This window comes from Brevibacillus parabrevis, from assembly GCF_003710905.1.
GTDB lineage: Bacteria > Bacillota > Bacilli > Brevibacillales > Brevibacillaceae > Brevibacillus > Brevibacillus parabrevis.
In genome coordinates this window covers 1-21,951 of record NZ_RHHV01000014.1, presented here as the reverse complement: position 1 = coordinate 21,951, position 21,951 = coordinate 1, and the positions used below count along the sequence as shown (strand labels likewise).

Genomic DNA, 21,951 nt, shown 5'->3' with positions numbered 1-21,951 from the left:
TGCCATCGCGCGCCGATCGACAAAAAGCCCACCCGGGCGGCCAGGTGGTCTTCTGTCAGTCAACGAGATTGTAACCTTTGACGCTATAACCGATATCATTGAGCAGCAGTTGAAATTCTTCATTGTTGATTTCCTCGCCGCGCAAGATTCGTTCATGCAAATCGGCAATGCGATCGTAAATTGCCCGGTTGGTGGACACGTACATCAGATTGAACCGGGATTCAGTCTGTAGCCTGCCCCTCATCCGGTCCACTACCCGCTTTTGCAGCGCATCGGTATGTCCGTTGTCGTTGCGGACGATCTTGCCTGGCGTATAAGGGATGGTCGGACGCGGGTTGACCTCGTCTGGCTTTGGCGTATCTACTGGCAACACACCGACGAGCAGGTTGTCTTTGTAAGCCAACACTTTAATATCGACGACTCCCGGTATTTTTTCCGCATGCCGCTCCAGATACGAGACGAGATGAGGCTCCCGGTTATGGACCATTTTTTGGCTGATCATCGCTGCCGGACCTTTGTCCATCCCTGCGTTGTCATTGCGATAGTTGATGCCATACGATTCGAATTTTGCCTGATTCCCGCCCCGATCTTCGGTGCCTTGTTCTTTGTTTGGCGAACATCCTGTCACCAAGCCCGCGATCAGAAGAGACGCACAGATGCTTACACAAAATCGCTTCAACAAAAAACACCTCCTTGCACATAGTGTGGTGTGCAGGAGGTGTTCTTACTCAGGAAGTGGCTCCCTTAATCAACGGAGACAAATTCCCCTTCATAAGTATCTTTCTTGCCGTCCTTCTCGGCTTTGACCGTAAATTGACGGATGCCGTCTTCACCGTCGCCGATAAATTCGAACGTGCCATCTGCTTTTACTTCCGCTTCATACGACTCATCGCCGATGACTACAATAACCTCAGATTTCGGGTCCACTTTTCCGGTTACTTGGTACAGACCGATCTGGAAAAGGGAGCTTGTCTTTCCGACAACACTTTCATCGTTGATCAAGACAACCTGATCAGGCTTTTTCTCTTCGCCAGTCGTCGGTTTTGTCGGTTGCGGAGTTTGCGGCTGGCCTGGCTGTGTCGTTTGCTGATCGGCAATGAGCACTGTTTGGGAAGCCGGGTCCCAGTCCACTTTGTAGCTCAGCGCTTCAGCGATAAAGCGAACAGGCACGACCGTGCGCTGGTTGACAATTTGCGCAGGCACATCGAGATTGATGGTTTGTCCATTTTTCTTCGCAATTTTTTGCGTTACAACGAGGCGAATGTTATCGTTGCCTTTATCGATGGTCACGGTTCTTGTTTTTTCATTCCAATCGACTTTGAATCCGAGGGACTCTGCAATGGGACGAATCGGTACAAGTGTACGGCTATCACGGATCACAGGCTTTTGATCCGGGAATACAATCTCTTTTTTATTGTACTCGACTTTGATGGCAGCTTGCGCAGGCGCTGCCGCAGCAGAAAAGGCCGCCATAGGCACCAGGGCAACAGCCAACATGAATGACGTAATTTTTTTCAGCAAAATGTCCACTCCGTTTCCAATAAGATTCACACGATTCTTAATCTACTATAGGATAGCAACCGTTTCAAGGCATTCCTCGAATCAGCCCACCAAGATCGTACTGTTAATTGTAGAAGGAAGGGACCGAATGGACAAGCAGGATAGCGCTGGAAACGGTAAAAAACGACGATATTCCTCTATCTTTTGACCTAATTTCAAATTGTTACAAAAATACAACCATATTCCTCCCAAAACGCGTTACAATGAAGCAAGAAACGACAGTATTTTTTCGAAAGAGGCAATGATGATGAAAAAGTTTATTCCTTTTCTTATCCTCGCATTGATCTTGACCATGATCCCTCCCGGCGGCAGTTCTGCCAATACGACTGCGGTCCAGCTGGGAAGCGATTTGCTGTTTGACCGCTTTCATCAGCTGATTGAGGGGAAAAACGTCGGGCTGATCACGAATCAAACCGGAATCAACAGTCAGGGAGCGAGCACGATCGACCTGTTGCGGCGCGACCGCTCTGTCAAACTCACGGCTCTTTTCGCCCCGGAGTATGGACTGGACGGCAAAGAGCAGGTCGGCACTCAGGCGAAGAGCTACACCCATCCGGTTTACGGGATTCCTGTCTACAGCTTGTACGGCTCGACTCGCCAGCCGACGCCGGAGATGATGGGGCATTTTGACACTTTGCTCGTCGACTTGCAAGATACAGGCTCCCGAACGTATACGTACATATCGACACTCCACTACGCCATGGCTGCGGCGAAGGAACAAGGCAAACGAATCGTCGTGCTCGATCGCCCGAATCCACTTGGCGGCACAATCGTAGAGGGACCAGTCCTGGAAAAACCTTATCAATCGTTCATCGGCATCGACGAGCTGCCTCTCGCTCACGGGATGACCATCGGCGAGCTTGCCCTGTTCTTCAACCGCTCGATCGGCGCTGATTTGTATGTCGTTCCGATGGAAGGCTACACGCGCGGCATGACCTACCCCGATACGGGGCTGAAATGGGTGCCAAGCTCCCCGCACCTTCCTGACCTGACATCCGTCTACGGGTACATGGCTACCGGACTCGGCGAAGGAACACCCGTCAAGCAAGCGGACAACTTTGCCTGGATCGGCGCGGAAGGCATCGATTCCGTCCAGTTCGCCGACTTGTTGAACGGCAGCTTGCTGCCTGGCGTGCTTTTTCTCCCTGAGAAGAAGGAAAACGCTGGCGGCGTGCGCCTGCACATCCACGATTCGCGCGTTTTCAATCCGGTTCGCACAGGTCTGTACGCGCTTGCCTACGCGCGACAGCTTCAGCCGTTTGCGGTTCCACAGAGCACCGAGAAAGAAATCACGATGTTCGATCAAGTCATGGGCACCAGCAAAATCGCCCAATTGCTTGCCCAAGGCAAAAGCCCCCAAGAAATCGTCGCTTCCTATGCAGAAGCGCTGGGCAAATTCGTCGAGTTGCGCAAAAGCTTTTTAATCTATGGGGAGACGCCGTTCGTGCCGTCTGGAGCGATTCATAGTCCGTACGCTGCTCCGCTCCCGGCCAAACCACCTGCACCGCCTGCTGGCAAGCCTGGAACCGTTACGCCACCAGCTCCAAGCATTCCAGAGCCTGCCAAGCCACCTGGTACGAACACTCCGGCTCCAAGCACGCCAGAGCCTGTCAAGCCGCCTGGTACGAACACTCCGGCTCCCAAGCCTGCAGATCCGGCACCAAAGCCGCCTGCACCAGCGCAGAAGCCGCCAGCAGTCCCTGCACCAAAGCCTGGCGACAAGATCGCGTATTTGACTTTTGACGATGGCCCTTCTCCGGTAACACCGCAAATTTTGGATACGCTGAAAAAAAATCAGGTCAAAGCTACTTTCTTCATCGTCGGAAGAAATGTGCCCGGCCACGAAGCGATCCTGAAACGAATTGTGGCAGAAGGCCATGCTATCGGTGGTCATACGTACTCGCATGACTACAAGATTGTGTACAAAAGCATGGAAGCCTTTTTTGCCGATCTGGAAAAAGGCAACCAGCTGATCGAAAAAGCAACGGGAGTCAAGCCCGTCCTGTTCCGCTATCCGGGCGGCAGCACCAACACCGTCAGCCTCAAATACCAGGATACGAAACGATACAGCAAGCAAGCGCCTGTCATGAACGCCATTAAAGCCGAAGCGAACAAAAGAGGCTATACGTTCATCGACTGGAATGTGACCAACGGCGACGCCCGCAGCAATAAATATACAGCCCAGCAAGCTCTCGCCAATGTCAAGGCGCAAGTAAAGGCCCAAAAAGAAATTGTCGTGCTCATGCACGATGCGAGCACGAAAACACCTACGGCCCAGGCGCTGCCTGAAGTAATCGCCTTTTTGAAAGCAAAAGGCTACCGCTTTGAAGCAATCCACCCTGACCAGCCGACTGTGTCTCATGTGAAATAGGATACAGGCAAAAAAACCCGCCCGACAGCCGAAACATCCGGTGATCGAGCGGGTTTTTGTTGGGAGGGTGGGTCAGCCCTTGCCCTTGCATCGGGACGGGCTTTTGTTTGTAGCAGCAGACCAGCTCATGCATCGAGTTAGGCTTTTGTTCACAGGGGCGAACCAGCCCTTGCATCGAGTTAGGCTTTTGTTCACAAGGGCGGACTAGCCCTTGCATCGAGCTAGGCTTTTGTTCACAGGGGCGAACCAGCCCTTGCATCGAGCTAGGCTTTTGTTCACAGGGGCGGACTAGCCCTTGCATCGAGCTAGGCTTTTGTTCGCAGCGGCGAACCAGCCATGTATCGAGCCGGGCTTTTGTCCGCAGTAGCGAACCAGCCCCTGTTGTCCCCCAAACGACTTACGAAGTCGGCAGCGTGTCGTAGCGCAGACGCAGTTCACGCTTTAATATTTTCCCGCTCGGGTTGCGCGGGAGCGTGTCCGTGATAAAGACATACTTCGGTGCCTTGAACGAGGCGAGGTGCTCTTTGCAAAAGGCGAGCATTTCTTCTTCCGACACAGTCTCGCCTGCCTTTGGCACCACGACTGCCGCCACAGCCTCGATCCAGTACGGATGGGGAATGCCGATTACAGCTACTTCCGATACTTTCGGGTGCTGGTAGATCAGCTCCTCGACTTCCCTGCTCGCTACATTTTCCCCGCCTGATTTGATCATGTCCTTTTTCCGGTCGACGACAGTAATATAGCCTTCTTCATCCATAATCCCCAAGTCGCCGCTGTGGAACCAGCCGCCGAGAAAAGCTGCCTGCGTCTTTTCTTCGTCGCGGAAATAACCGATCATCGCATGGCTCGTTCGATGAACAATCTCGCCAACGCAGCCTCTGGGCACCTCGACGCCATCGTCATCGACAATTTTTGTCTCTACATTGAGCGCAGGCTTGCCAGCCGATCCCGCTTTGCGAATCTGGTCCTTCGGCTGCAATACTGTCGCCAGCGGAGCTACCTCGGTCTGTCCGTAGAAGTTGTAAAATTGCGCATTGGGCAGACGCGTTCCCAGCTCCTTCAACACTTCTACAGGCATGATCGCCGCGCCGTAGTAACATTTTTGCAGCGAAGACAAGTTCCGCGACGAAAACTCGGGAGAGCGGAGCAAGGCAATCCAAACAGTCGGCGGGCAAAAAAGCTGTGTCGCCTGGTGGCTCTCTACGACCTGAAGCATCAAGCCTGGCGTCGCTTGCTCCAAAATAATGCCGGTGCCACCCAGATATACATACGGCCCGAGGAAGCAGTGCAGCTGCGCGCTATGGAACAAAGGAAGCGCGTGCACAGCTACATCATCGTGCGACATATTTCCTTCTATAATCGTGCTGACGTATTCCGAAAGAATGCTGCTGTGCGTCAGCATGACTCCTTTTGGCCTCGATTCCGTGCCGCTCGTGTACAAAATGTGGGCGACATCCTCGTCGGCCAGCTCCAGCTCCGGCTCTTCCGTACTGGCGCCCTCAATCAGCGGGCGAAACGGCACCCACTCTCCTTCCTGCACCGCTGGTCTGGAGATCAGCGACAAAAGCTTGGGCGATAAGTTTGCCGATTCGAGCGCTTCCTTGGCGACCGTGAGAAATTCCGGAGCCACAAAGCAGGCGCTCACCTCTGCATGTCCGAAAATAAAAGCCACATCGTTTGTATGCAGCATGAAGTTGATCGGCACCATAATCAGCCCTGCTTTGGCCAGCGCAAAGTTGAGGATGACAAAGTCCATGGAGTTTCTGGACAGAACCGCCACTCGCTCCCCTTTTTGCAATCCTTTGGCGAGGAAGGTGTGCGCAGCCTGATTGACAAGTTGATCCAACTCCGTGTATGTAAGTACCTCTTCCTCAAATTGCAAGGCAATCTTCTCGGGGTAGCGCAGCCTGCTTCGTCGCAAAATATCGCCAAGCGTATTTCTTCTTACTCGTTGGGCTTCCATCATCACAAACCCTCCCTCACCGTATTCCCCCTTATTATATCTAAATTTTCTGCGTTATGTTTATTTTCTGACTTTTAATAGCAAAAAAAGACGGCAGCTCCCTCTGCATTATTGAAGCTGCCGCAGGCCCCAAGAAACATTCGAGTCCTTGTGTACAGCATATCTTAAAACGGGCCGCTCTTCGATATTGGTTCTTCTGGATTTTGAGGAAAAAAACGGTGTGTACTGGAATGGGCAGCTTCGGCGTCGGAGCACACGCTTGCATTTTGCTGAAATAAAAAAGACCTCTTTAAACGAAAGAGATCTTCGTGTCCTATTCGGGGTAATGAAAACATGGTGGCGGAGGGAGCAGGATTCGAACCCGCGTGAGCTTGCACTCTAACGGTTTTCAAGACCGCCCCGTTATGACCACTTCGGTATCCCTCCGCATCAATAGCTGGTTTAACTATAGCACAGCTGCAAGACCGCTTGCAAGCGTCGGCAGAAGCGGCCTACCGCTTTACCGCTTGACGACGACGAGCTTCAACTCGCTCAGTTCCTCGACGGCGCACGCGACACCTTCCCGTCCCAGCCCGCTCTCCTTCACGCCGCCAAACGGCATGTGATCCACCCGGAACGTCGGGATGTCATTGATGATAACCCCGCCCACTCTAAGCTCGTCCGCCGCTTCCAACGCCAGTGACAAATTGTTCGTGTAAACCCCCGCCTGCAAGCCGTACCGCGAATCATTGACCAGCCTGATCGCCTGCTGGACCGACTGTACCGGATTGATCATGACGACAGGCCCGAATACTTCCTCGCGGGCAATCTTTGCCTCCCGCGGCACATGCGTCAGGACGGTCGGCAAAAGCATCCGCCCCATCAGTTCGCCGCCGCAGGCGAGCTTCGCCCCTTGGTCGAGCGCTTCCCCGATCCAGGCAAGCACGCGCTCTGTCTGCTTCGGATGGACCATGGCGGAAAAGTCCGCTTCTTCTTCCAGCGAATCTCCCCCGCGCAACGCCACCGTCTGTTCCACAAAGCGGCGGACAAATTCGTCATAGATGTCCGTCACAACATAAATTCGTTGCACAGACACACACACTTGACCGGAATAAGCAAAAGCCCCGAACAAGCAGCGCAAAACGACCTCGTCCAGCGGCGTATCGCGGTCGACGATGACCGCAGAATTGGCGCCCAGCTCCAAGATTACTTTTTTCAAGCCGGCCCGATTGCGCACCTCGACGCCCACTTCAGGGCTTCCGGAAAAGGTCACGGCGCGAACTCGCGGGTCGGTAACCAGCTTGTGGCCCACGACCTCTGCGCTTCCTGTGACGACGTTTAGCGCTCCTGCCGGGAGTCCAGCCTGCTCTGCCAGCTCAGCGAGAAAAAGCGCACTGATCGGGGTCTGCGAAGCTGGCTTCAATACGACTGTATTGCCAGCAGAGATCGCAGGCCCGACCTTGTGCGCTATCGAATTGAAAGGAAAAGGAAACGGCGTGATCGCGCCCACGACTCCCAAAGGCTCGCGCACCGTGTAAGCGAGACGGCCTTCGCCACCGATAGCAGCGTCCAGCGGAATCGTTTCCCCGTGCAGCCGCTTGGCTTCTTCCGCTGCAAACCTGTACGTCTGCACCGTGCGGATGATTTCGCCGCGCGCTGTCCGAATCGGTTTTCCCGCTTCCAGCGCGACGATCCGGGCAGCTTCCTCCATTCGCTCATCCAACAGGATGGCGATTTTCTCCAGAATGGCTGCACGCTGGTAAGCTGGCATGCGGCGCATGGGGGTTGTAGCTTCTTCGGCCGCTGCAATCGCCCGCTCTACTGCCACAGCATCCGCCTGGGGAATGTGTGCGATCACCTGACCTGTACAAGGCGAATACAACGGGGCATGGTCTGCCATAGGTATCCACTTTCCCCCGATAAAACACGCTCTTCTCATCGCCGTCTCCTCCGTCCCTGACACGATTGGATCTCTCAAAGCCTCTCCCAATCATTCTCCAGAGCAGACGGCGCTTCCTTGTCCTGCGCTCAAACTTTTTCCTTTTTTTCACAATTACCATCTCAAGTAGCTTAAAAGCGCCCTAGAAAAAGACGCTGCGGCTTCCTTACTGCGCTGGCCCTTCGGCTACCCCGCACCAGTCGAGCAGAGTCAAAGCAAAAATTTCCGCGCAGCGGAAGACGTCATCCAAAACGATGTACTCGTCCCGATAGTGCGCTACTTGTGTAACACCAGGCCCCACGACGATAGCAGGCGTATCGGCCAAAGCCGTCAACAAGCCGCCGTCTGTTCCCCACGGAGATGCTTCCACAATGGCACGCTCGCCCGTCACGGCCGCAAACTTGTCCTGCAAAATGTCCATGAGCGGATGATCCTGTGCGACATCCCCCGGCACCCAGCGCGCGCCGTACCATTCCAGCTCGACTGGCTGCTCCGCAAACCACGGATCGACTTCTGCCAGACGCTGCAAAGCCGCTTCCATTTCTGCCTTGGCATCCTCCATCTGCTCGCCGGGAGCGACTCCCATCCTGCCTTCCAGCTTGACGAGATCCGCGACAGACGACGGCCATTTTCCGCCTTCGATGACCCCGATGTTGATCGGGATCGGAATCGGCAGCTTGGCGTACAGCGGATCATCGAGACGGTCGTTACGCTCTTTTTCCAGACGGCCAATCGCCTGCACGACGAGCATGCTTTTCTCGATGGCACTGACTCCTTCGTAGCGGGTGCCGCCATGAGCAGAGCGTCCCTTGACCGTCAGACGGAACCACATCGAGCCTTGCTGTTTCGGAAAAATTTTCATGTTGGTCGGCTCAGGGATCAACGCAGCATCTGCCTTGTAGCCGCGCAGGATGGTGGCAAGCGTTCCGGCTCCGCCGCTTTCTTCCTCCACCACGCTTTGGAAAATGACGTCTCCCTTCAGGCTGACACCGAGCTTTTGCAGGACGGAAATAGCCAAGAGCGACGACAGGTTTCCGCCCTTCATGTCGGTTGCGCCCCTGCCGTACAGTTTGCCGTCCTCCACTTTTCCGCTGAACGGATCATCGCTCCACTGGGCGTAATCGCCAGCGGGAACGACATCGACGTGCCCGTTCAAAATGAGCGAGCGGCCATTCCCCGCGCCTTTCCAGACGCCGACGACGTTCGGACTGCCTTCAAACGTTTGCCGGGGGGAGACGAAGTACGGATGCGAAACCAGCTCTTCCCCTTCCATGACCCACAAGTCGACACTCAGGCCCATCTTCGCCAAATGATCGGCGATGCTTTTCTGAATCGCTTCCTCTGCTCCTTGCACGCTCGGGCTTTGCACCCACTCTTGCAGCAGCTTGACAGAAGCTTCCCGATCCTTTTCCAACTGCTCTCGTATCAGCGCTTGCCAGTTAGCCATGTTCTTCCTCCGTTTCTTGGGTTCGTCCTTTGCCTTTTGTCTTTTGCTTATTGCCTAGCGGAATACGCCTACTTCGCCCTCTATCTTCAGTTCCGCTTCGGTGGCGCCGATGACATCCGCCACACTGTACGGATACATGACCTCGCGCAAATACAAGCCATCTGGCGTAACTTCCATGACAGCCATGTCCGTGATGATCCAGTCTGCCGCCTGAGTGGCAGTGAGCGGAAGCGAGCATTCTCGGACGATTTTGGAACGGCCATTTTTATCGAGATGCGTAGTCACGACCATCACTTTTTTCGCTTTCTGGGCCAGCTCCATCGCCCCGCCCATACCCGGCACGCGCTTGCCCGGCACAATCCAGTTGGCAATATCGCCGTTTTGGCTGACCTCCAGCACTCCGAGGATGGTCATATCCAACAAGCCCCGGCGGATGATCGCAAATGCCGTTGCGCTGTCGAAAAAGGACGCCCCTGTCGCCAAGGTGACGGGAAAGCCGCCTGCATTGCACAGCATCGCGTTTTCTTCCCCTTTTGCCGGACTTGGCCCGGTTCCGAGGATGCCGTTCTCGGCGTGGAACATCACCCGTTTGTCCGCGGGAATGAAATCGGCCACCAGCGTAGGGATGCCGATTCCCAAGTTGATAATCATTCCGTCCTCGACTTCCAGGGCCGCCCTGCGTGCGATTCGCTCACGGTAGCTCTCGGTCTCTTTTACTTCTCCCACGCCCATTGCCAGTTCACCCCTTCACTTTGCACGATGTAATTGACGAACACGCCCGGCGTCACGATTTCTTCCGGGTTCAGCTCGCCAACCTCGACGATCTCGTCCGCTTCGACAATGGTGATGTCTCCTGCCATCGCCACAAGCGGATTGAAGTTGCGCGCGCTCGTATCGTAAACCAGATTGCCGAAGCGATCCGCTTTTTTGGCATGGACGATCGCCACTTCCGCTGTCAAAGGCGTCTCCAGCAAAAATTCCTTGCCATCGAGCACGACCTTTTGCTTGCCTTTTTCTGCAATCGTGCCGATGCCGACGTCGGACAAAATGCCTCCCAAACCGACGCCGCCTGCCCGTACACGCTCCGCGAGAATGCCTTGAGGGCAAAACTCGACCTCAAGCTCTCCGGCCGTCATTTGCGCCCCTGCGTTCGGATTGGAGCCGATGTGGGATGCGATGACTTTTTTGACCCGCTTTTCCGTCACGAGCTTGCCGATCCCGATGTGTGGAAACGCGGTATCGTTGCTGATCAGCGTCAAATCGCGCACACCCAAATCCAAAATGCCCTGGATCAGTGTGGGCGGATTGCCCACACCTCCAAAGCCTCCTGCCAGAAGCGTCATCCCGTCGCGGAAATGGGACAGCGCCTCCTGCATGGTCACTACTTTATCAAAACGATTCGTCATCGATAGACCCTCCACTCTAGTTGATCAGCGCCTTGTCTTTCAACTCCTGCGATACGCTGACAATCGCCTCTTTCAGGAGGCCGATCAGTTCGTCGATCTCTGCTTTTGTAATCGTCAGTGGAGGAGAGACAATGATGGAGTCACCTGCCACCCCGTCGATTCCACCCATGGCCGGATAAATGAGCAGCCCTTTTTCGAACGCTTTTGCAATTACCTTGCTTGCCACCCCTTGGGAGAGCGGGAACGGTTCTTTTGTTTGCTTGTCTTTGACAAATTCCAGACCGCACAGCAATCCCAGACCGCGCGCCTCGCCGATCAGCGGCAGTTCATCCGCCAGCTCTTGCAGACGTGCCAGCAAGTAAGCGCCTTGCTCGGCTGCTTTGTCAAACAACTGATTTTTTTCGACATATTGCAAAACAGCCAGGGAGACAGCGGCGGACTGCGGATTGGCACTGTACGTGTGTCCAGCCATGATCAGACCGCTTCCTTGGGTAATCGTCTCGATGATCTCATCCGACACCATTGTGGCGGCCATCGGCGTATAGCCTGCGCTCATGCCTTTGCCCAAAGTCATCAGGTCAGGCACGACGCCCCAGTGATCGATCCCGAACGCTTTCCCTGTGCGCCCTACTCCCGTCATCACTTCGTCGGCGATGAACAGCACTTCATACTTGTCGCAAATTTCCCGAATGCGCTGGAAGTAGCCATCTGGCGGCACGACTGCACCGCCGGATGCGCCAATGACTGGCTCAGCGATGAAGGCCGCGACTTGTTCCGCACCGATTCGCAAAATGGCGCGTTCCAGCTCGTTCGCACATTCCAAGGCGTATGTCTCAAGCGACATTCCTTCAGGTCTGCGGTACGGATACGGGCCAGTGATCGTCGGATAGTCCTCCAGAAGCGGAGCAAAACGCTTGCGGCGCAATACGTGACCCGACATGGACAGCGCGCCCATCGTGATGCCGTGATAGCTCATCCAGCGGGAAATGATCCGATTTTTCGTCGGCTTGCCTTTTTCCTGCCAGTACTGGATCGCGATCTTTTGCGCTGTTTCGGTCGCTTCCGAGCCGCTGCTGACGAAAAACGTCCAGTTCAGCGAACCAGGCGCCCACTCAGCCAGCTTGGCTCCCAGCTCCTCTACGGCATCGCTGCTGAAATGCGAGCGGTACGCAAAAGATACTTCTTTTGCCTGCTGATACATCGCGTCGGCTATTTCCTCCACGCCGTGACCGATGCTCGCCGTGACAGCGCCACCGCAGCCATCGATATAACGCTTGCCGTCTTTATCGTATAAATAAATGCCTTTTCCATGAGAAATGAACGGATATGTCTTGCCCAGTTCCGGTTTAATTACATAGCTTCTGCTCATAATCGTCGCCACCTCGCTTATTCTCTACCTCTATCCTAGCTGACCAGCCCGTTTCATCCATCCGACGCGCTGGCAAAAAAAACGTGGCAAAGAGACAAAATCTTTTGTACATTTTGTATAAAGAACTTCGCAACACGGAGGTGTACCTCATGACAATTACGATCAGAGAGGCTCTGCAACTGCCCGACATGGTTCAGACGCGTCTGATCGCAGGTGCTGGCGGGCTGGACAATCCGATCCGCTGGGTGACGATCGTGGAAGTGCTGGAGGATGCCAGCCGTCTGCAAGAAGGGGAATTTTTGATTACAACCGGATTTGGGCTGATGGAAAATGTCGAGCGGCTCAGTTCATTCATCCCGATGTTAGCCAGGCAAAAGCTCAGCGGAGTCGCTATTCATACCGGATTTTACATGCGGGAAATTCCCGAAAGCTTTCTCGAACTGGCGGACCGCCATCAACTGCCGCTCATCGAAATCCCGACCGAAATCAACTTCTCGACGATTACCAAAGCGATTTTGCAGCCGATCGTCAATCGGCAGTTTGAGACATTGGCCTACTCGCAAGCCATTCACAACCGGATGATTGAAGCAGCCCTGTCCAAAGGAGGGCTACCAGCGATCGCAGGCGAGCTTGCTGAGCTTACGGGCGGTGCGGTGACGCTTCTCGACGCCCTCGGGTTTGAAGTGACCCAGCACGGCTGCAAGGCGGAGCCGTACACGGAAGAAGGCAAGGAGCATGTGCATTCGGTGCCGATCCGGGCCAGCCGCGAGCATTTTGGCACGCTCAGCCTGAGCAAGCCGCGGGAATCGTGGAAAGAGCTTGACGACGTAGCGCTCCAGCACGCAGCCACCTTGTGTGCGCTGGAATATGTAAAAGAACGCGCTGTTTCAGCGACGGAGTGGCGGTTGAAAGGGGATTTCGTCGAGGAACTGCTGAACGGAAAACCAATGAGTCCGCAAGACCTGGAAAGCCGCTGTCGCATGCTCGGCTATCCGCTCTCCGGCAAGCACCTCGTGGTCGCGGTCAAAGTCGAGACGGTCGAGCACAACAGGCTCGCGGAGCTGCATCAAAGCGTCATTACCCTGATGCGCAGACTGTGCGACCGCCATCAACGTTCGTACCTTTTGCGGGAGCGCCCGCACTGTCTTTTGTTCATTTTGCCCGACGACCGGACGAGCTTGCAGTTGCTCGAACAATTTGCAGCCAGGTGGGGAGGGCTGCACTCTGCCACCACCCTGCAAGTGGCGATCAGCAATCCCCGCGATTTGCTGACAGATGTTTCCTCGGCCGCAGAAGAAGCGATGTTCGCGCTGCAAGCGTATCCTTTGCTCGCTACCGCTCCCGATTTGCTGCGTTACCGGGACATGCAGGGCTATCAGTTTCTGTTTCCTTACCACCGGGACGAGCACAGCATGACGGCATTGTGGAAGCCGATTCTGGAGCCGCTGATCCGCTACGACAGCAAGTACAATCAGCAGCTGCTCGAAACATTGGAAGTGTACCTGGCCCAAAACGGAAACGGCCTGCAAACCTCCCAAGCGTTATATATTCATCGGCATACGCTGAAATACCGCTTGACCCAGATTGAAGAAAAAACAGGCTACCGCCTGGAGGACGCGCATCAGCGCTGGCAGCTTCAGCTGGCACTTATGGCCCGCCGACTGCAACAGCAGCTGTCTTCCTCACAAGAGTAGCCTTATTCATCGCGCGTGGGCCGAAGTGGCTTCACCCAGATGTTCATGTCTTCGAATCCGGAAAAAATCGTACAGTTGTTGATCAGCCGCCCCCGGTATTCGTAGCCCATTTTGGCGGCTGTTACGTTCATGCCCGCCGATTGGGCCCGCGTCAACGTGTACAAATAGTAAATCCCTGCTTCCTCCATCTTGTGTTCCAACGCGTGGAACAACGGCTGGAGGAGCCCTTTTCCGGCGTGATCCGGATGGGTGGCACAATCGGTCATCTCTGCCGATCCCATGCGCTCTGACACCTCCGCAGACGCCGCACAGGCGATTTGCCCGTCCCGCTCGACTACGAAGTACACGGTGCCCTCCTGCATCGTTTTTTGAATGTACGCGGGATCATCCATCGGCGTAGGATACGTCGCGAAAACGAGGCCGTACAGCTTCGCCAGCTCCTCTGCGTCCGCTTCTGTTGCCGGGCGCATGCGATATCCTTCCGGGAGCGGCTTTTCTTCGCCTGGTCCCGCTTTCGCCAGACTCAGCGCCAAAATTTCCTCGGCCAGCTCGGGAGCAGCAGATGTCGCCCGATCCTCCGTGAGATAAGCCGTGAGCATGTAAGCGTTTTGCCCCTGGAAAAAACCGTCGATGATTCCCTCCTGGCGATATCCCCGCGCAAGCCATTCCCCAACGTCCTGCTTTTTTCCGTAGACGATCAGCTTGGTCGCCGCAGACTTTGTTCCGACCTGCTTGAGCAGTTCGTCGTACTCGCTGATGCGCGTCCGATCGTACTCGTGCAGTTTGACCCTGCGATTTTGCTGATCGTCCACCAAATCACCCGTAGCGAGCATTTCCTCGATCTGTATCATGAAGCCTTCCCTCCTCTGTTTGCCTTGTGACTCCATTGTAGCAAAATGCACCTTCCCGTCATCTGCCAATCTGTATAAAAAGTGGGCTGCCAAGCACAAATCTCAGGCGAGTAGGCATTCGATGAGCGCCATTTTCCCTATACGTTCATAAGATGAAGGAGTTGCTCCATCTGGGAAGGAGGGGGTATTCATGAGCTGCAGCAGCGGAAACAACGATTTCGCCCTTGTTTTGGTTTTGTTCGTTCTTCTCGTGATTGTTCTCGTCGCCATCTCATAGGTACTCGTATGTGCCCCTCTTGATAGGCAGTATCGAGGGGCCACTTACATATGCATGTAATAAGCTATGTAACGTCTGAGAAGGGAGGAAGCCCCCGTGTCCACACTTGTGTTCGCGCATCGCGGCGCTTCCGGCCTGCATCCGGAAAACACGATGGAAGCGTTCCACGCTGCTGTCCGCAAGCGCGCGGACGGAATCGAGCTGGACGTTCAGCTAAGCCGCGACGACAAGCTCGTCGTCATTCACGACCATCGACTCGAACGGACCACGAACGGCTCCGGTCTGGTGCGCGGCTACACGATGCGCGAGCTTCGTCAGCTGCGCGCCGACAAGGACAGCTCCATGCGTGTTCCCAAAGCCCGGATTCCAGTCCTGCGCGAGGTATTTCAAACCTTTTCCGATACATCGTTGCACTTCATCATCGAGTTGAAAAATTTCTTTTTGGCCCAGCCCCAGCTTGAGGAAAAGGTCATCGAGCTGATCAGGCGCTACCAGCTCACAGAGCGGACGATCATCTCCACCTTCAACTTCGACAGCTTGCTGCGCATCAAAGAACTGGACCCTGCCCAGACAACCGGACTGCTCTATGTCGGCCCGATTGCAAAACCGTGGGCAGTCGCCAGCCAGTATCGCTGCGAGCAGCTGCATGTGCCGTACGATCAGCTGACACCCGAGCTGGTGCGGCAAGCCAAGCAGCGCAATCTGACCGTCTACGGCTGGACAGTGAACAGCAGTCGGCAAATCCAGAATGCCATCGAATACGGCGTGGACGGAATCATTACGAATTACCCTGGCCGCGCAAGAAAAATCATCGAGGCGGATGCGTAACGTCAAAAAGGGAGCCATTTTCCGGCTCCCTTTTTTTATGCAGTTGCTCGAGCCGTTTGAGCGGCATTTCAGGCGCGCGGAACATAAAACTTCCCTTGCCAGCTGTTTCTGTTTTGCAACTCGGCATGGATGCCGTTGAGCACTTCCCACTTTTTGCGGCTCCACATCGGCCCGATCAACAAGTCTTTTGGCCCGTCTCCGGTGACCCGGTGCACGATCATCTCGGGCGGTAAAATTTCCAGCGTATCTACGACAAGCTTGATGTACTCTTCCAGGGAAAGAAACTCAAGCAGCCCCGCCTCGTACTGTTTGACCATCGGCGTCTTGCGCAACAGGTGCAGCAGGTGAATTTTGATCCCCTGCACATCCAGGTGGGCAACCGCATCGGCCGTCTGCATCATCTGCTCGTGCGTTTCCCCTGGCAACCCGTAAATGATATGGGAACAGACGCGAATATTGTGCTTGCGCAGTCTTTCCACCGCATCGACATAGCAGGCGTAGTCGTGCGCCCGGTTGATGAGCTGTGCCGTATGCTCGTGAACCGTTTGCAGCCCAAGCTCGACCCACAAGTACGTCCGCTCGTTCAGCTCGGCCAAATATTCGACGACATCGTCCGGGAGGCAGTCGGGACGCGTGGCGACGGACAAGCCGACTACGCCTTCCTGCCTGAGAATGACTTCGTACATCTCGCGCAGCTCGTGAACAGGCGCGTACGTGTTCGTGTACGCTTGGAAAAAGCCGAGGTATTTTGCCTGCGGCCACTTTTCGTGCATCCGGCCTTTTACGTCGTGAAACTGCCGCTCCAGATCCATCCGCCGATCGCCAGCGAAATCCCCCGAGCCACGAGCGCTGCAAAACGTACAGCCGCCTGTCGCCACCTTGCCATCCCGGTTTGGACAACTGAAGCCCCCGTCCAGCGGCACCTTGAAAATCTTTTCGTGAAACGTCGAGCGCAAATGATAGTTCCATGTATGGTAACGCTTATCTCCCCAAAACACGGGAGTAGTTTGTTCGCATTGTTGTGGTTGTAGTGCCAGCTTCATCACCGCTTTTCCTCCTCGTGGCACAGCCAAAAGCCCTGTGCCCTGCTCCCACGGCTCTTGCTCTCATACGCGTGATCGCGTCATTATACCAGATCAGCGCCCTTTTTCGCTACTTTCCCATAAGAAAACCACAGGTCCGATGTCCCTGTGGTTTGTTTGACAATCCTATTGCTGGATCTCCTCGATGCGAATGGCGCGCGTGTGGGACGTATGGCTCCACACTTGATTTTTCTTGGTGAAAAACGCGTAAAACATGATCGGAAGCCAGGTCAGGAAAAAGAACGGCAACAACAGCAGTCCCAAATATCCTTTGAGCGGCACCTTTTCCAGATAGAGCGCCAGCACTGGCAGCAAATAAAACACAGCGGTAGAGCCGTACACCAGCCAAGTTGGCAGGATGGTCGCAGCCGGCGTCAGAGCCGCAATGTCAAAAAATCTGCCCAGGAACAGCAAGGACATCATGGTCACCATCAACACGTACATCGGCTGGAACAGGTAGAACGCTGCGTCGAGCATTCCCAGCTTTCTCGACTTCAAGCCATTCTTCAGTACGCTTCCGATGTAACGCCCTGCTACATCATAGTGACCTTGCATCCAGCGCAAACGTTGGCGCATGGAAGCTTTCAAATCAATCGGTTTTTCATCCCATACCTTCGTGTCGTGAGCCCAGGTTGGATAAATGCCGCGTTCAATACAGCGGGTAGCAAACTCCAGGTCTTCCGTGAGACTTGTCGCACCCCAGCCCATTTCTTTGAGCAAGTTGCTCTCGATGCACAAGCCTGTTCCGCCCAATGTGTTTGGCAGACCGAGGTTGTGACGGGCCAGTTGCCACATGCGGTTCGTAAACCAGTACGTCACCGCATAAGACAGGGTAATCCAGGAGTCAAACGGGTTTTTCGAATCGAGATAGCCCTGGATCACGCGTGCGCCTTTGACCAGACGGTCGTTCATCACGCGCAGGAAGTTCTTTTCAACCAGGTTGTCGGCGTCAAACATGACGACTGCATCATACTGCTTCGGTCTAGCCCAGAGGTTTTCCAGCATCCACTCAATCCCGTAGCCTTTTCCGCGCTTGGACGTGTCAAAACGCTCGCACGCGATGGCTCCGTGTGCCCGACTGATCTCAGCTGTGTTGTCCGAACAGTTGTCGCAAATGACGAAGATGTCGTACATTTCACGCGGGTAGTCGAGCTTTTTCAGGTTTTCAATCAGTGGCGCGATTACGGCACTTTCGTTATGCGCCGCAACCAGTACAGCAAAAGTCTTTTGTGGCTCGCTTGTCACCTGCTCCTTTTTGCGGAACAGACCTGCGCAAGAAACCAGTGTTTGGTACGTGCTGATCACACCTACCGTTGAAGTGAATCCGATGAATAATCCCTCAATGATCTCTCTAATTACACTCATGGGTTCTTCTCCTCGACCTAAATCAAATTGGGTCTGATCCGATTTAGGTAGTGTTGTTTTTCCAACATTTCTCTATTGTAATTCTCCCAATTGGGAGTGTACATCAAAAGCGTTTCAAGATCAATGACCCAAAAGTGGGAAAAACGAAGGCACTGCTATCACCTTTCCCACCTTTTTCTCTTTCTATTCGACAAGCCTTGGACATGAGCAGAAAAAAAAGCCCTTGTCGAAAAGGCTTGATATATTTCGAAAACGCAACGGCTCATTTCAGCTCGAAAATAGCCTCAGTCTGGTATCACGATGGTGCGGTCGGCGAGACTCGAACTCGCACGGGTCGCCCCGCCACCCCCTCAAGATGGTGTGTCTGCCAATTCCACCACGACCGCCTGTTTCCTTGATAATCGCGGACTTCCTTGCCAAAATTCCTGCCGCGAAATCATGTTTTTGAGTATACACAATCGAAATTTAGAAGTCAATAGCGTTTTTCTCCATCCAGAGCGCCTATTTTCGTTGCTAATCATTGGAATATTTTTGTGGCATGTTTCTGCTTTAAGCCATTGTCGGTTGAAAGCGTGTTTTGTCTCTTCTTCTAGAAAATGCGGCGATCGTGTTGATGGAAAATTTCAAGGTTTCGTCACCATAACCGATCAACTGCGACTCCATATTTTTTGGTTTTCTTACATATTTCATGGCGAATCAGACAAATTATTACCAGTAGTAGAAACCCATCGTTCTCAAAAAAAATTTTTCGTTATTGGGGGAAACCGATGATTCCCGAAAATATCAAACAGTTGCTCCACGATATTCGGCTAATTGGTGGCGGTATGAAGCAGTACGAGCATCCCGATGATTGGCAGCTGATCCGCAATCTGGTTGGCGAGCAGCTGGAAGTTGATTTGAGCGATGCCACCCCAGACTATTGGGAAAAGCTTCATGCCTCACTGGAGAACGAGAAAGCGATTGCATTAGAAAAAGCTGAGCGGCGCTACTTCCACGGTCTCTACTACTACAATCCTTTTATTTGACCACGAGCAGTTCGTGGTCTTCCTTTCTTCGTGCTTTGTTTGTGCTCTGCTTGCGCTCGTCTTTGTCTTCCGTGTCGCGCTCTGATCAGTTCTGCGCCCTGTTCTGTGCTTTCTTCTGCTCTCTGTTCTAGCCGTTCTCTTCCTGCTGTCTCTTTTGTGCTCCGTCCTGCTCTCTCTTCTGTACTCTGTCCGGCGTTCTCTTCCGATAGATCACGTATCGGCGTTGCAGCAAGGTATCTTATTTGACCACATGCTGCTGTGCCCCTTTTCGTCAGCCACGTATTGCACCCGTCTTTTTGCAAATGAACCATTGCTAACTGCCCTGTCTTCGAATTGCCCCTCAAGAAAAGAACATCCCGTGAAAACATTTTTGTAAAAATGAGTATCTTTTTTCTCCCCTAAACGTTACATAGAGTAGAGAGTGAAACTAACAGGGAACTCCTTGCAAAGAATATGCTCATTATCGAAAAGCTTCCTTATTATATGTACGTCAATTTTAGTCATTTTTTGTCGATAAAATGGCTCTTGTTTTTGTTGCTCTTCCTGCTCCAGTGATCTCTGCTGTAAAAAAGCAGGACTTTATTTGACTTGCAAGCAATCATTCTTAGCCTTTTCAAAGCCATAAACGCTGCATGGCCAACAGGAACGCCCTCCCTCGGTTCTCGCATCCATGCGGTGCACAAGACACACTGCCAGGCCGGTGTCGATCCCTTCACAGCCTTTTACTCCCTAACCTAGAGCCGTTTTCGCATCTGTGAATGCTGTTCTGTTCTATCCTGTTTTTGCAGTCGTGAGTTTTAGAAGCTCAAAAATATCTGCTGAACAAACAAGTACCTCATACAAACTTAACTAATCAGTTTGAGTCTGTAGCAGGTATTTTCAATAAGTGACGTCTCAGGAGAAATTGTACTCCCGACCGCCAGCTTATGCATTTTTATTATTCCTTCAGAACAAATCAGACATGCATTATCTTGCATCCGCCAACATGTAACGTCATGAGAGGAGAAATAGATGACATTTCATAACGCTGAAGAGTATGTTGATCCGAAAAACTACGACGCTGAATTTGGTAGAGAGTGGGAGAAATACGAGTTTTTTCTGCAGGAAGCGAAGCCGTGTCAACATGTGCTTGAGCTTGCCTGTGGAACGGGATTAACGACGTTGTACCTCGCTGAAGGAGGTGTACATATTGACGGGGTAGACATTTTACCGAATATGATACAGTATGCCAAACAGAAAAACGCAAACGAAAATGCCCGGTTTTATGTTGGGGATGCCATGACCTTTCCCTCGGCGATTGCCTATGATTTTGTATATTTGACGGGTAATGCGTTCCAAGCGTTTTTAACTCGTGACGCTCAAAATTCGCTGCTGGAAAATGTGAACAAGCTACTCAAGGCAGGCGGGAAATTTATTTTTGAGACGCGCAACCCAAGTGGTCATGATCTTACAGACTGTGATTATGAATATTGGCATACATTTCAGGATTATGAGGGGAATCCTGTAGAAGTGGGCGGGAAACAGAAATATAACCCTGATACGAATATAATGAAATGGACGACGATTCGTAAATTCCAAGGCTATGAGCGGGAATCAGAGATTTTATGTTTGTTTACTGAGCCTGAATCGATTCGCAAATTGTTAAGCGAACATGGATTTGATATTCAAAGTGAATATAGCAACTGGAATCGATCACCGTTTACTGGCAAGAATGAACTGATTATATTCGTTGCAAGAAAACAGCTATGACTGTATCGGCGCAAACCAAACCTGGTATGAGTGTAAGGGATAGTCGCTCAGCGCCCTCCATGCTGAGTCATACTGCGGTTGGACTGAAATGCGCAGCTTCTCCTTCTCATGCGTGCAACCAAGCTTGCTATAACGCCTGTCTATAACGTTGACTCACGCGCTAAAAGGCAGATATATATCCATCAAGGCAATGCTCGCAGCACATCGTACGTCCCCACCTACTTGCTTTTTATTCGAAAACACCACTAGCTATGTGCCAGTGGTGTTTTCCTGCTTTTACCGGTGAAATGAAAGCTTGATCTGTAGCCAGCGCCTTGCTCCATGCCAAGCTATGTACCTCTATACAACAAAAAAGCCGCCAGCTATAGCGACTTCAAATACTTTAAAACTAACGTCCTGAGAGGGATTCGAACCCCCGACCGTGCGCTTAGAAGGCGCATGCTCTATCCTGCTGAGCTATCAGGACACATTAAAAAGAATGTTCCAGCAGGTGGTTTCCATACGAGTACCTACACTTAGAAGACGTTGCTCTATCCTGCTGAGCTATTAGGACAACTATGGAGGGAGTACCCGGATTTGAACCGGGGGTGAGGGTTTTGCAGACCCGTGCCTTACCACTTGGCTATACTCCCATGCATGGGGCGATCGATGGGACTTGAACCCACGAGTGCCGGAGCCACAATCCGGTGCGTTAACCCCTTCGCCACGACCGCCATAACTTTTGCTTGTCTTATGTTTTTGGTAGCGGTGGAGGGAATCGAACCCCCGACCTTTCGGGTATGAACCGAACGCTCTAACCGGCTGAGCTACGCCGCCAAAATAAAAATGGCGGAGAGTGAGGGATTCGAACCCTCGCTACGCTTGCGCATACTAACGGTTTAGCAAACCGTCCCCTTCGGCCTCTTGGGTAACTCTCCGTAATTATATGTTCCTTCAAAACCGGATATGCATGATTGCTAAGCATGTGTGGATAAGTCCTCGACCGATTAGTATTCGTCAGCTCCACGCGTTACCGCGCTTCCACACCGAACCTATCAACCTCATCG

At 53.2% G+C, this 21,951-nt stretch carries 17 protein-coding genes and 7 tRNA genes; 6 read left to right on the top strand and 18 right to left on the bottom strand.

Annotation, left to right across the window (positions count from 1 at the left end; all coding sequences use genetic code 11):
• Positions 1-55: 55 nt before the first annotated feature.
• A complete protein-coding gene (locus tag EDM60_RS20570) occupies positions 56-679 on the bottom strand; it encodes a sporulation protein (protein WP_122965886.1) in 624 nt (207 codons plus the stop codon).
• Between the two features lie 65 nt (positions 680-744).
• The gene (locus EDM60_RS20565) at positions 745-1,551 is read right to left on the bottom strand and encodes a copper amine oxidase N-terminal domain-containing protein (protein ID WP_122965642.1); all 807 of its coding nucleotides are present in this window, start codon (positions 1,549-1,551) and stop codon (positions 745-747) included.
• Positions 1,552-1,807: 256 nt separating this feature from the next.
• On the opposite strand from EDM60_RS20565, the gene EDM60_RS20560 reads away from it, so the two are divergent.
• Entirely contained in the window at positions 1,808-3,931 is a 2,124-nt protein-coding gene (locus tag EDM60_RS20560) for an exo-beta-N-acetylmuramidase NamZ domain-containing protein (RefSeq protein ID WP_122965641.1), read from the top strand.
• A 397-nt stretch (positions 3,932-4,328) separates the two neighbouring features.
• Here EDM60_RS20560 and EDM60_RS20555 read toward each other — a convergent pair whose 3' ends face one another.
• From EDM60_RS20555 to EDM60_RS20520, 7 genes are all read right to left on the bottom strand, one after another.
• On the bottom strand, positions 4,329-5,897 hold the full coding sequence (locus EDM60_RS20555) for an acyl-CoA synthetase (protein ID WP_122965640.1): 1,569 nt from the start codon (positions 5,895-5,897) through the stop codon (positions 4,329-4,331).
• A 334-nt stretch (positions 5,898-6,231) separates the two neighbouring features.
• Positions 6,232-6,320 (bottom strand) — tRNA-Ser (locus EDM60_RS20545).
• Positions 6,321-6,393: 73 nt separating this feature from the next.
• Positions 6,394-7,812: an aldehyde dehydrogenase family protein gene (locus tag EDM60_RS20540; RefSeq protein WP_122965638.1), complete on the bottom strand. Its 1,419-nt coding sequence runs from the start codon at positions 7,810-7,812 to the stop codon at positions 6,394-6,396.
• A gap of 166 nt (positions 7,813-7,978) precedes the next feature.
• Positions 7,979-9,259, bottom strand: coding sequence for a peptidase (locus EDM60_RS20535; RefSeq protein WP_122965637.1), 1,281 nt, complete (start codon positions 9,257-9,259; stop codon positions 7,979-7,981).
• Positions 9,260-9,313: 54 nt separating this feature from the next.
• A complete protein-coding gene (locus EDM60_RS20530; protein ID WP_122965636.1) occupies positions 9,314-9,991 on the bottom strand; it encodes a 3-oxoacid CoA-transferase subunit B in 678 nt (225 codons plus the stop codon).
• Complete coding sequence (locus EDM60_RS20525) at positions 9,973-10,665, bottom strand: 3-oxoacid CoA-transferase subunit A (RefSeq protein WP_063227722.1); 693 nt, start codon at positions 10,663-10,665, stop codon at positions 9,973-9,975. Before EDM60_RS20525 ends, EDM60_RS20530 begins: the two co-directional genes overlap by 19 nt.
• Before the next feature lie 16 nt (positions 10,666-10,681).
• A complete protein-coding gene (locus EDM60_RS20520) occupies positions 10,682-12,034 on the bottom strand; it encodes an aspartate aminotransferase family protein (protein ID WP_122965635.1) in 1,353 nt (450 codons plus the stop codon).
• A gap of 149 nt (positions 12,035-12,183) precedes the next feature.
• On the opposite strand from EDM60_RS20520, the gene EDM60_RS20515 reads away from it, so the two are divergent.
• A complete protein-coding gene (locus EDM60_RS20515) occupies positions 12,184-13,728 on the top strand; it encodes a PucR family transcriptional regulator (RefSeq protein ID WP_122965885.1) in 1,545 nt (514 codons plus the stop codon).
• A gap of 2 nt (positions 13,729-13,730) precedes the next feature.
• On the opposite strand, the gene ablB is transcribed toward EDM60_RS20515, so the two are convergent.
• On the bottom strand, positions 13,731-14,579 hold the full coding sequence (gene ablB, locus EDM60_RS20510; RefSeq protein ID WP_122965634.1) for a putative beta-lysine N-acetyltransferase: 849 nt from the start codon (positions 14,577-14,579) through the stop codon (positions 13,731-13,733).
• Between the two features lie 190 nt (positions 14,580-14,769).
• On the opposite strand from ablB, the gene EDM60_RS29615 reads away from it, so the two are divergent.
• The gene (locus EDM60_RS29615; RefSeq protein WP_122965633.1) at positions 14,770-14,856 is read left to right on the top strand and encodes a YjcZ family sporulation protein; all 87 of its coding nucleotides are present in this window, start codon (positions 14,770-14,772) and stop codon (positions 14,854-14,856) included.
• 96 nt (positions 14,857-14,952) lie between these two features.
• On the top strand, positions 14,953-15,684 hold the full coding sequence (locus EDM60_RS20500) for a glycerophosphodiester phosphodiesterase (protein WP_122965632.1): 732 nt from the start codon (positions 14,953-14,955) through the stop codon (positions 15,682-15,684).
• Between the two features lie 68 nt (positions 15,685-15,752).
• Here the strand turns inward: EDM60_RS20500 and mnmL are convergent, their stop codons facing one another.
• From mnmL to EDM60_RS20485, 3 genes are all read right to left on the bottom strand, one after another.
• A complete protein-coding gene (gene mnmL / locus EDM60_RS20495) occupies positions 15,753-16,727 on the bottom strand; it encodes a tRNA modification radical SAM protein MnmL/YtqA (RefSeq protein WP_122965631.1) in 975 nt (324 codons plus the stop codon).
• Between the two features lie 165 nt (positions 16,728-16,892).
• Positions 16,893-18,131, bottom strand: coding sequence for a glycosyltransferase family 2 protein (locus EDM60_RS20490; RefSeq protein ID WP_122965630.1), 1,239 nt, complete (start codon positions 18,129-18,131; stop codon positions 16,893-16,895).
• Positions 18,132-18,432: 301 nt separating this feature from the next.
• A tRNA-Leu gene (locus EDM60_RS20485) sits at positions 18,433-18,517 on the bottom strand.
• Positions 18,518-18,898: 381 nt separating this feature from the next.
• On the opposite strand from EDM60_RS20485, the gene EDM60_RS20480 reads away from it, so the two are divergent.
• Positions 18,899-19,156: a hypothetical protein gene (locus EDM60_RS20480; RefSeq protein WP_122965629.1), complete on the top strand. Its 258-nt coding sequence runs from the start codon at positions 18,899-18,901 to the stop codon at positions 19,154-19,156.
• A gap of 1,011 nt (positions 19,157-20,167) precedes the next feature.
• On the top strand, positions 20,168-20,905 hold the full coding sequence (locus EDM60_RS20475) for a class I SAM-dependent DNA methyltransferase (protein ID WP_122965628.1): 738 nt from the start codon (positions 20,168-20,170) through the stop codon (positions 20,903-20,905).
• 392 nt (positions 20,906-21,297) lie between these two features.
• Here the strand turns inward: EDM60_RS20475 and EDM60_RS20470 are convergent.
• The 5 genes from EDM60_RS20470 to EDM60_RS20450 form a co-directional block, all read right to left on the bottom strand.
• Positions 21,298-21,371 (bottom strand) — tRNA-Arg (locus EDM60_RS20470).
• A gap of 92 nt (positions 21,372-21,463) precedes the next feature.
• Positions 21,464-21,537 (bottom strand) — tRNA-Cys (locus tag EDM60_RS20465).
• Positions 21,538-21,542: 5 nt separating this feature from the next.
• Positions 21,543-21,618, bottom strand: a tRNA-His gene (locus EDM60_RS20460).
• A 26-nt stretch (positions 21,619-21,644) separates the two neighbouring features.
• Positions 21,645-21,721, bottom strand: a tRNA-Met gene (locus EDM60_RS20455).
• A 10-nt stretch (positions 21,722-21,731) separates the two neighbouring features.
• Positions 21,732-21,822 (bottom strand) — tRNA-Ser (locus tag EDM60_RS20450).
• Positions 21,823-21,951 lie beyond the last annotated feature (129 nt).

Bases quoted from the DNA above. Each gene is read 5' to 3' on its own strand.
- EDM60_RS20560 (WP_122965641.1), top strand. From the start codon at position 1,808: ATGAAAAAGTTTATTCCTTTTCTTATCCTCGCATTGATCTTGACCATG.
- EDM60_RS20475 (WP_122965628.1), top strand. From the start codon at position 20,168: ATGACATTTCATAACGCTGAAGAGTATGTTGATCCGAAAAACTACGAC.
- EDM60_RS20515 (WP_122965885.1), top strand. From the start codon at position 12,184: ATGACAATTACGATCAGAGAGGCTCTGCAACTGCCCGACATGGTTCAG.
- EDM60_RS20525 (WP_063227722.1), bottom strand. From the start codon at position 10,665: ATGACGAATCGTTTTGATAAAGTAGTGACCATGCAGGAGGCGCTGTCC.
- EDM60_RS20540 (WP_122965638.1), bottom strand. From the start codon at position 7,812: ATGAGAAGAGCGTGTTTTATCGGGGGAAAGTGGATACCTATGGCAGAC.
- ablB (WP_122965634.1), bottom strand. From the start codon at position 14,579: ATGATACAGATCGAGGAAATGCTCGCTACGGGTGATTTGGTGGACGAT.
- EDM60_RS20535 (WP_122965637.1), bottom strand. From the start codon at position 9,259: ATGGCTAACTGGCAAGCGCTGATACGAGAGCAGTTGGAAAAGGATCGG.
- mnmL (WP_122965631.1), bottom strand. From the start codon at position 16,727: ATGAAGCTGGCACTACAACCACAACAATGCGAACAAACTACTCCCGTG.
- EDM60_RS20520 (WP_122965635.1), bottom strand. From the start codon at position 12,034: ATGAGCAGAAGCTATGTAATTAAACCGGAACTGGGCAAGACATATCCG.
- EDM60_RS20480 (WP_122965629.1), top strand. From the start codon at position 18,899: ATGATTCCCGAAAATATCAAACAGTTGCTCCACGATATTCGGCTAATT.
- EDM60_RS20555 (WP_122965640.1), bottom strand. From the start codon at position 5,897: ATGATGGAAGCCCAACGAGTAAGAAGAAATACGCTTGGCGATATTTTG.
- EDM60_RS29615 (WP_122965633.1), top strand. From the start codon at position 14,770: ATGAGCTGCAGCAGCGGAAACAACGATTTCGCCCTTGTTTTGGTTTTG.
- EDM60_RS20490 (WP_122965630.1), bottom strand. From the start codon at position 18,131: ATGAGTGTAATTAGAGAGATCATTGAGGGATTATTCATCGGATTCACT.
- EDM60_RS20530 (WP_122965636.1), bottom strand. From the start codon at position 9,991: ATGGGCGTGGGAGAAGTAAAAGAGACCGAGAGCTACCGTGAGCGAATC.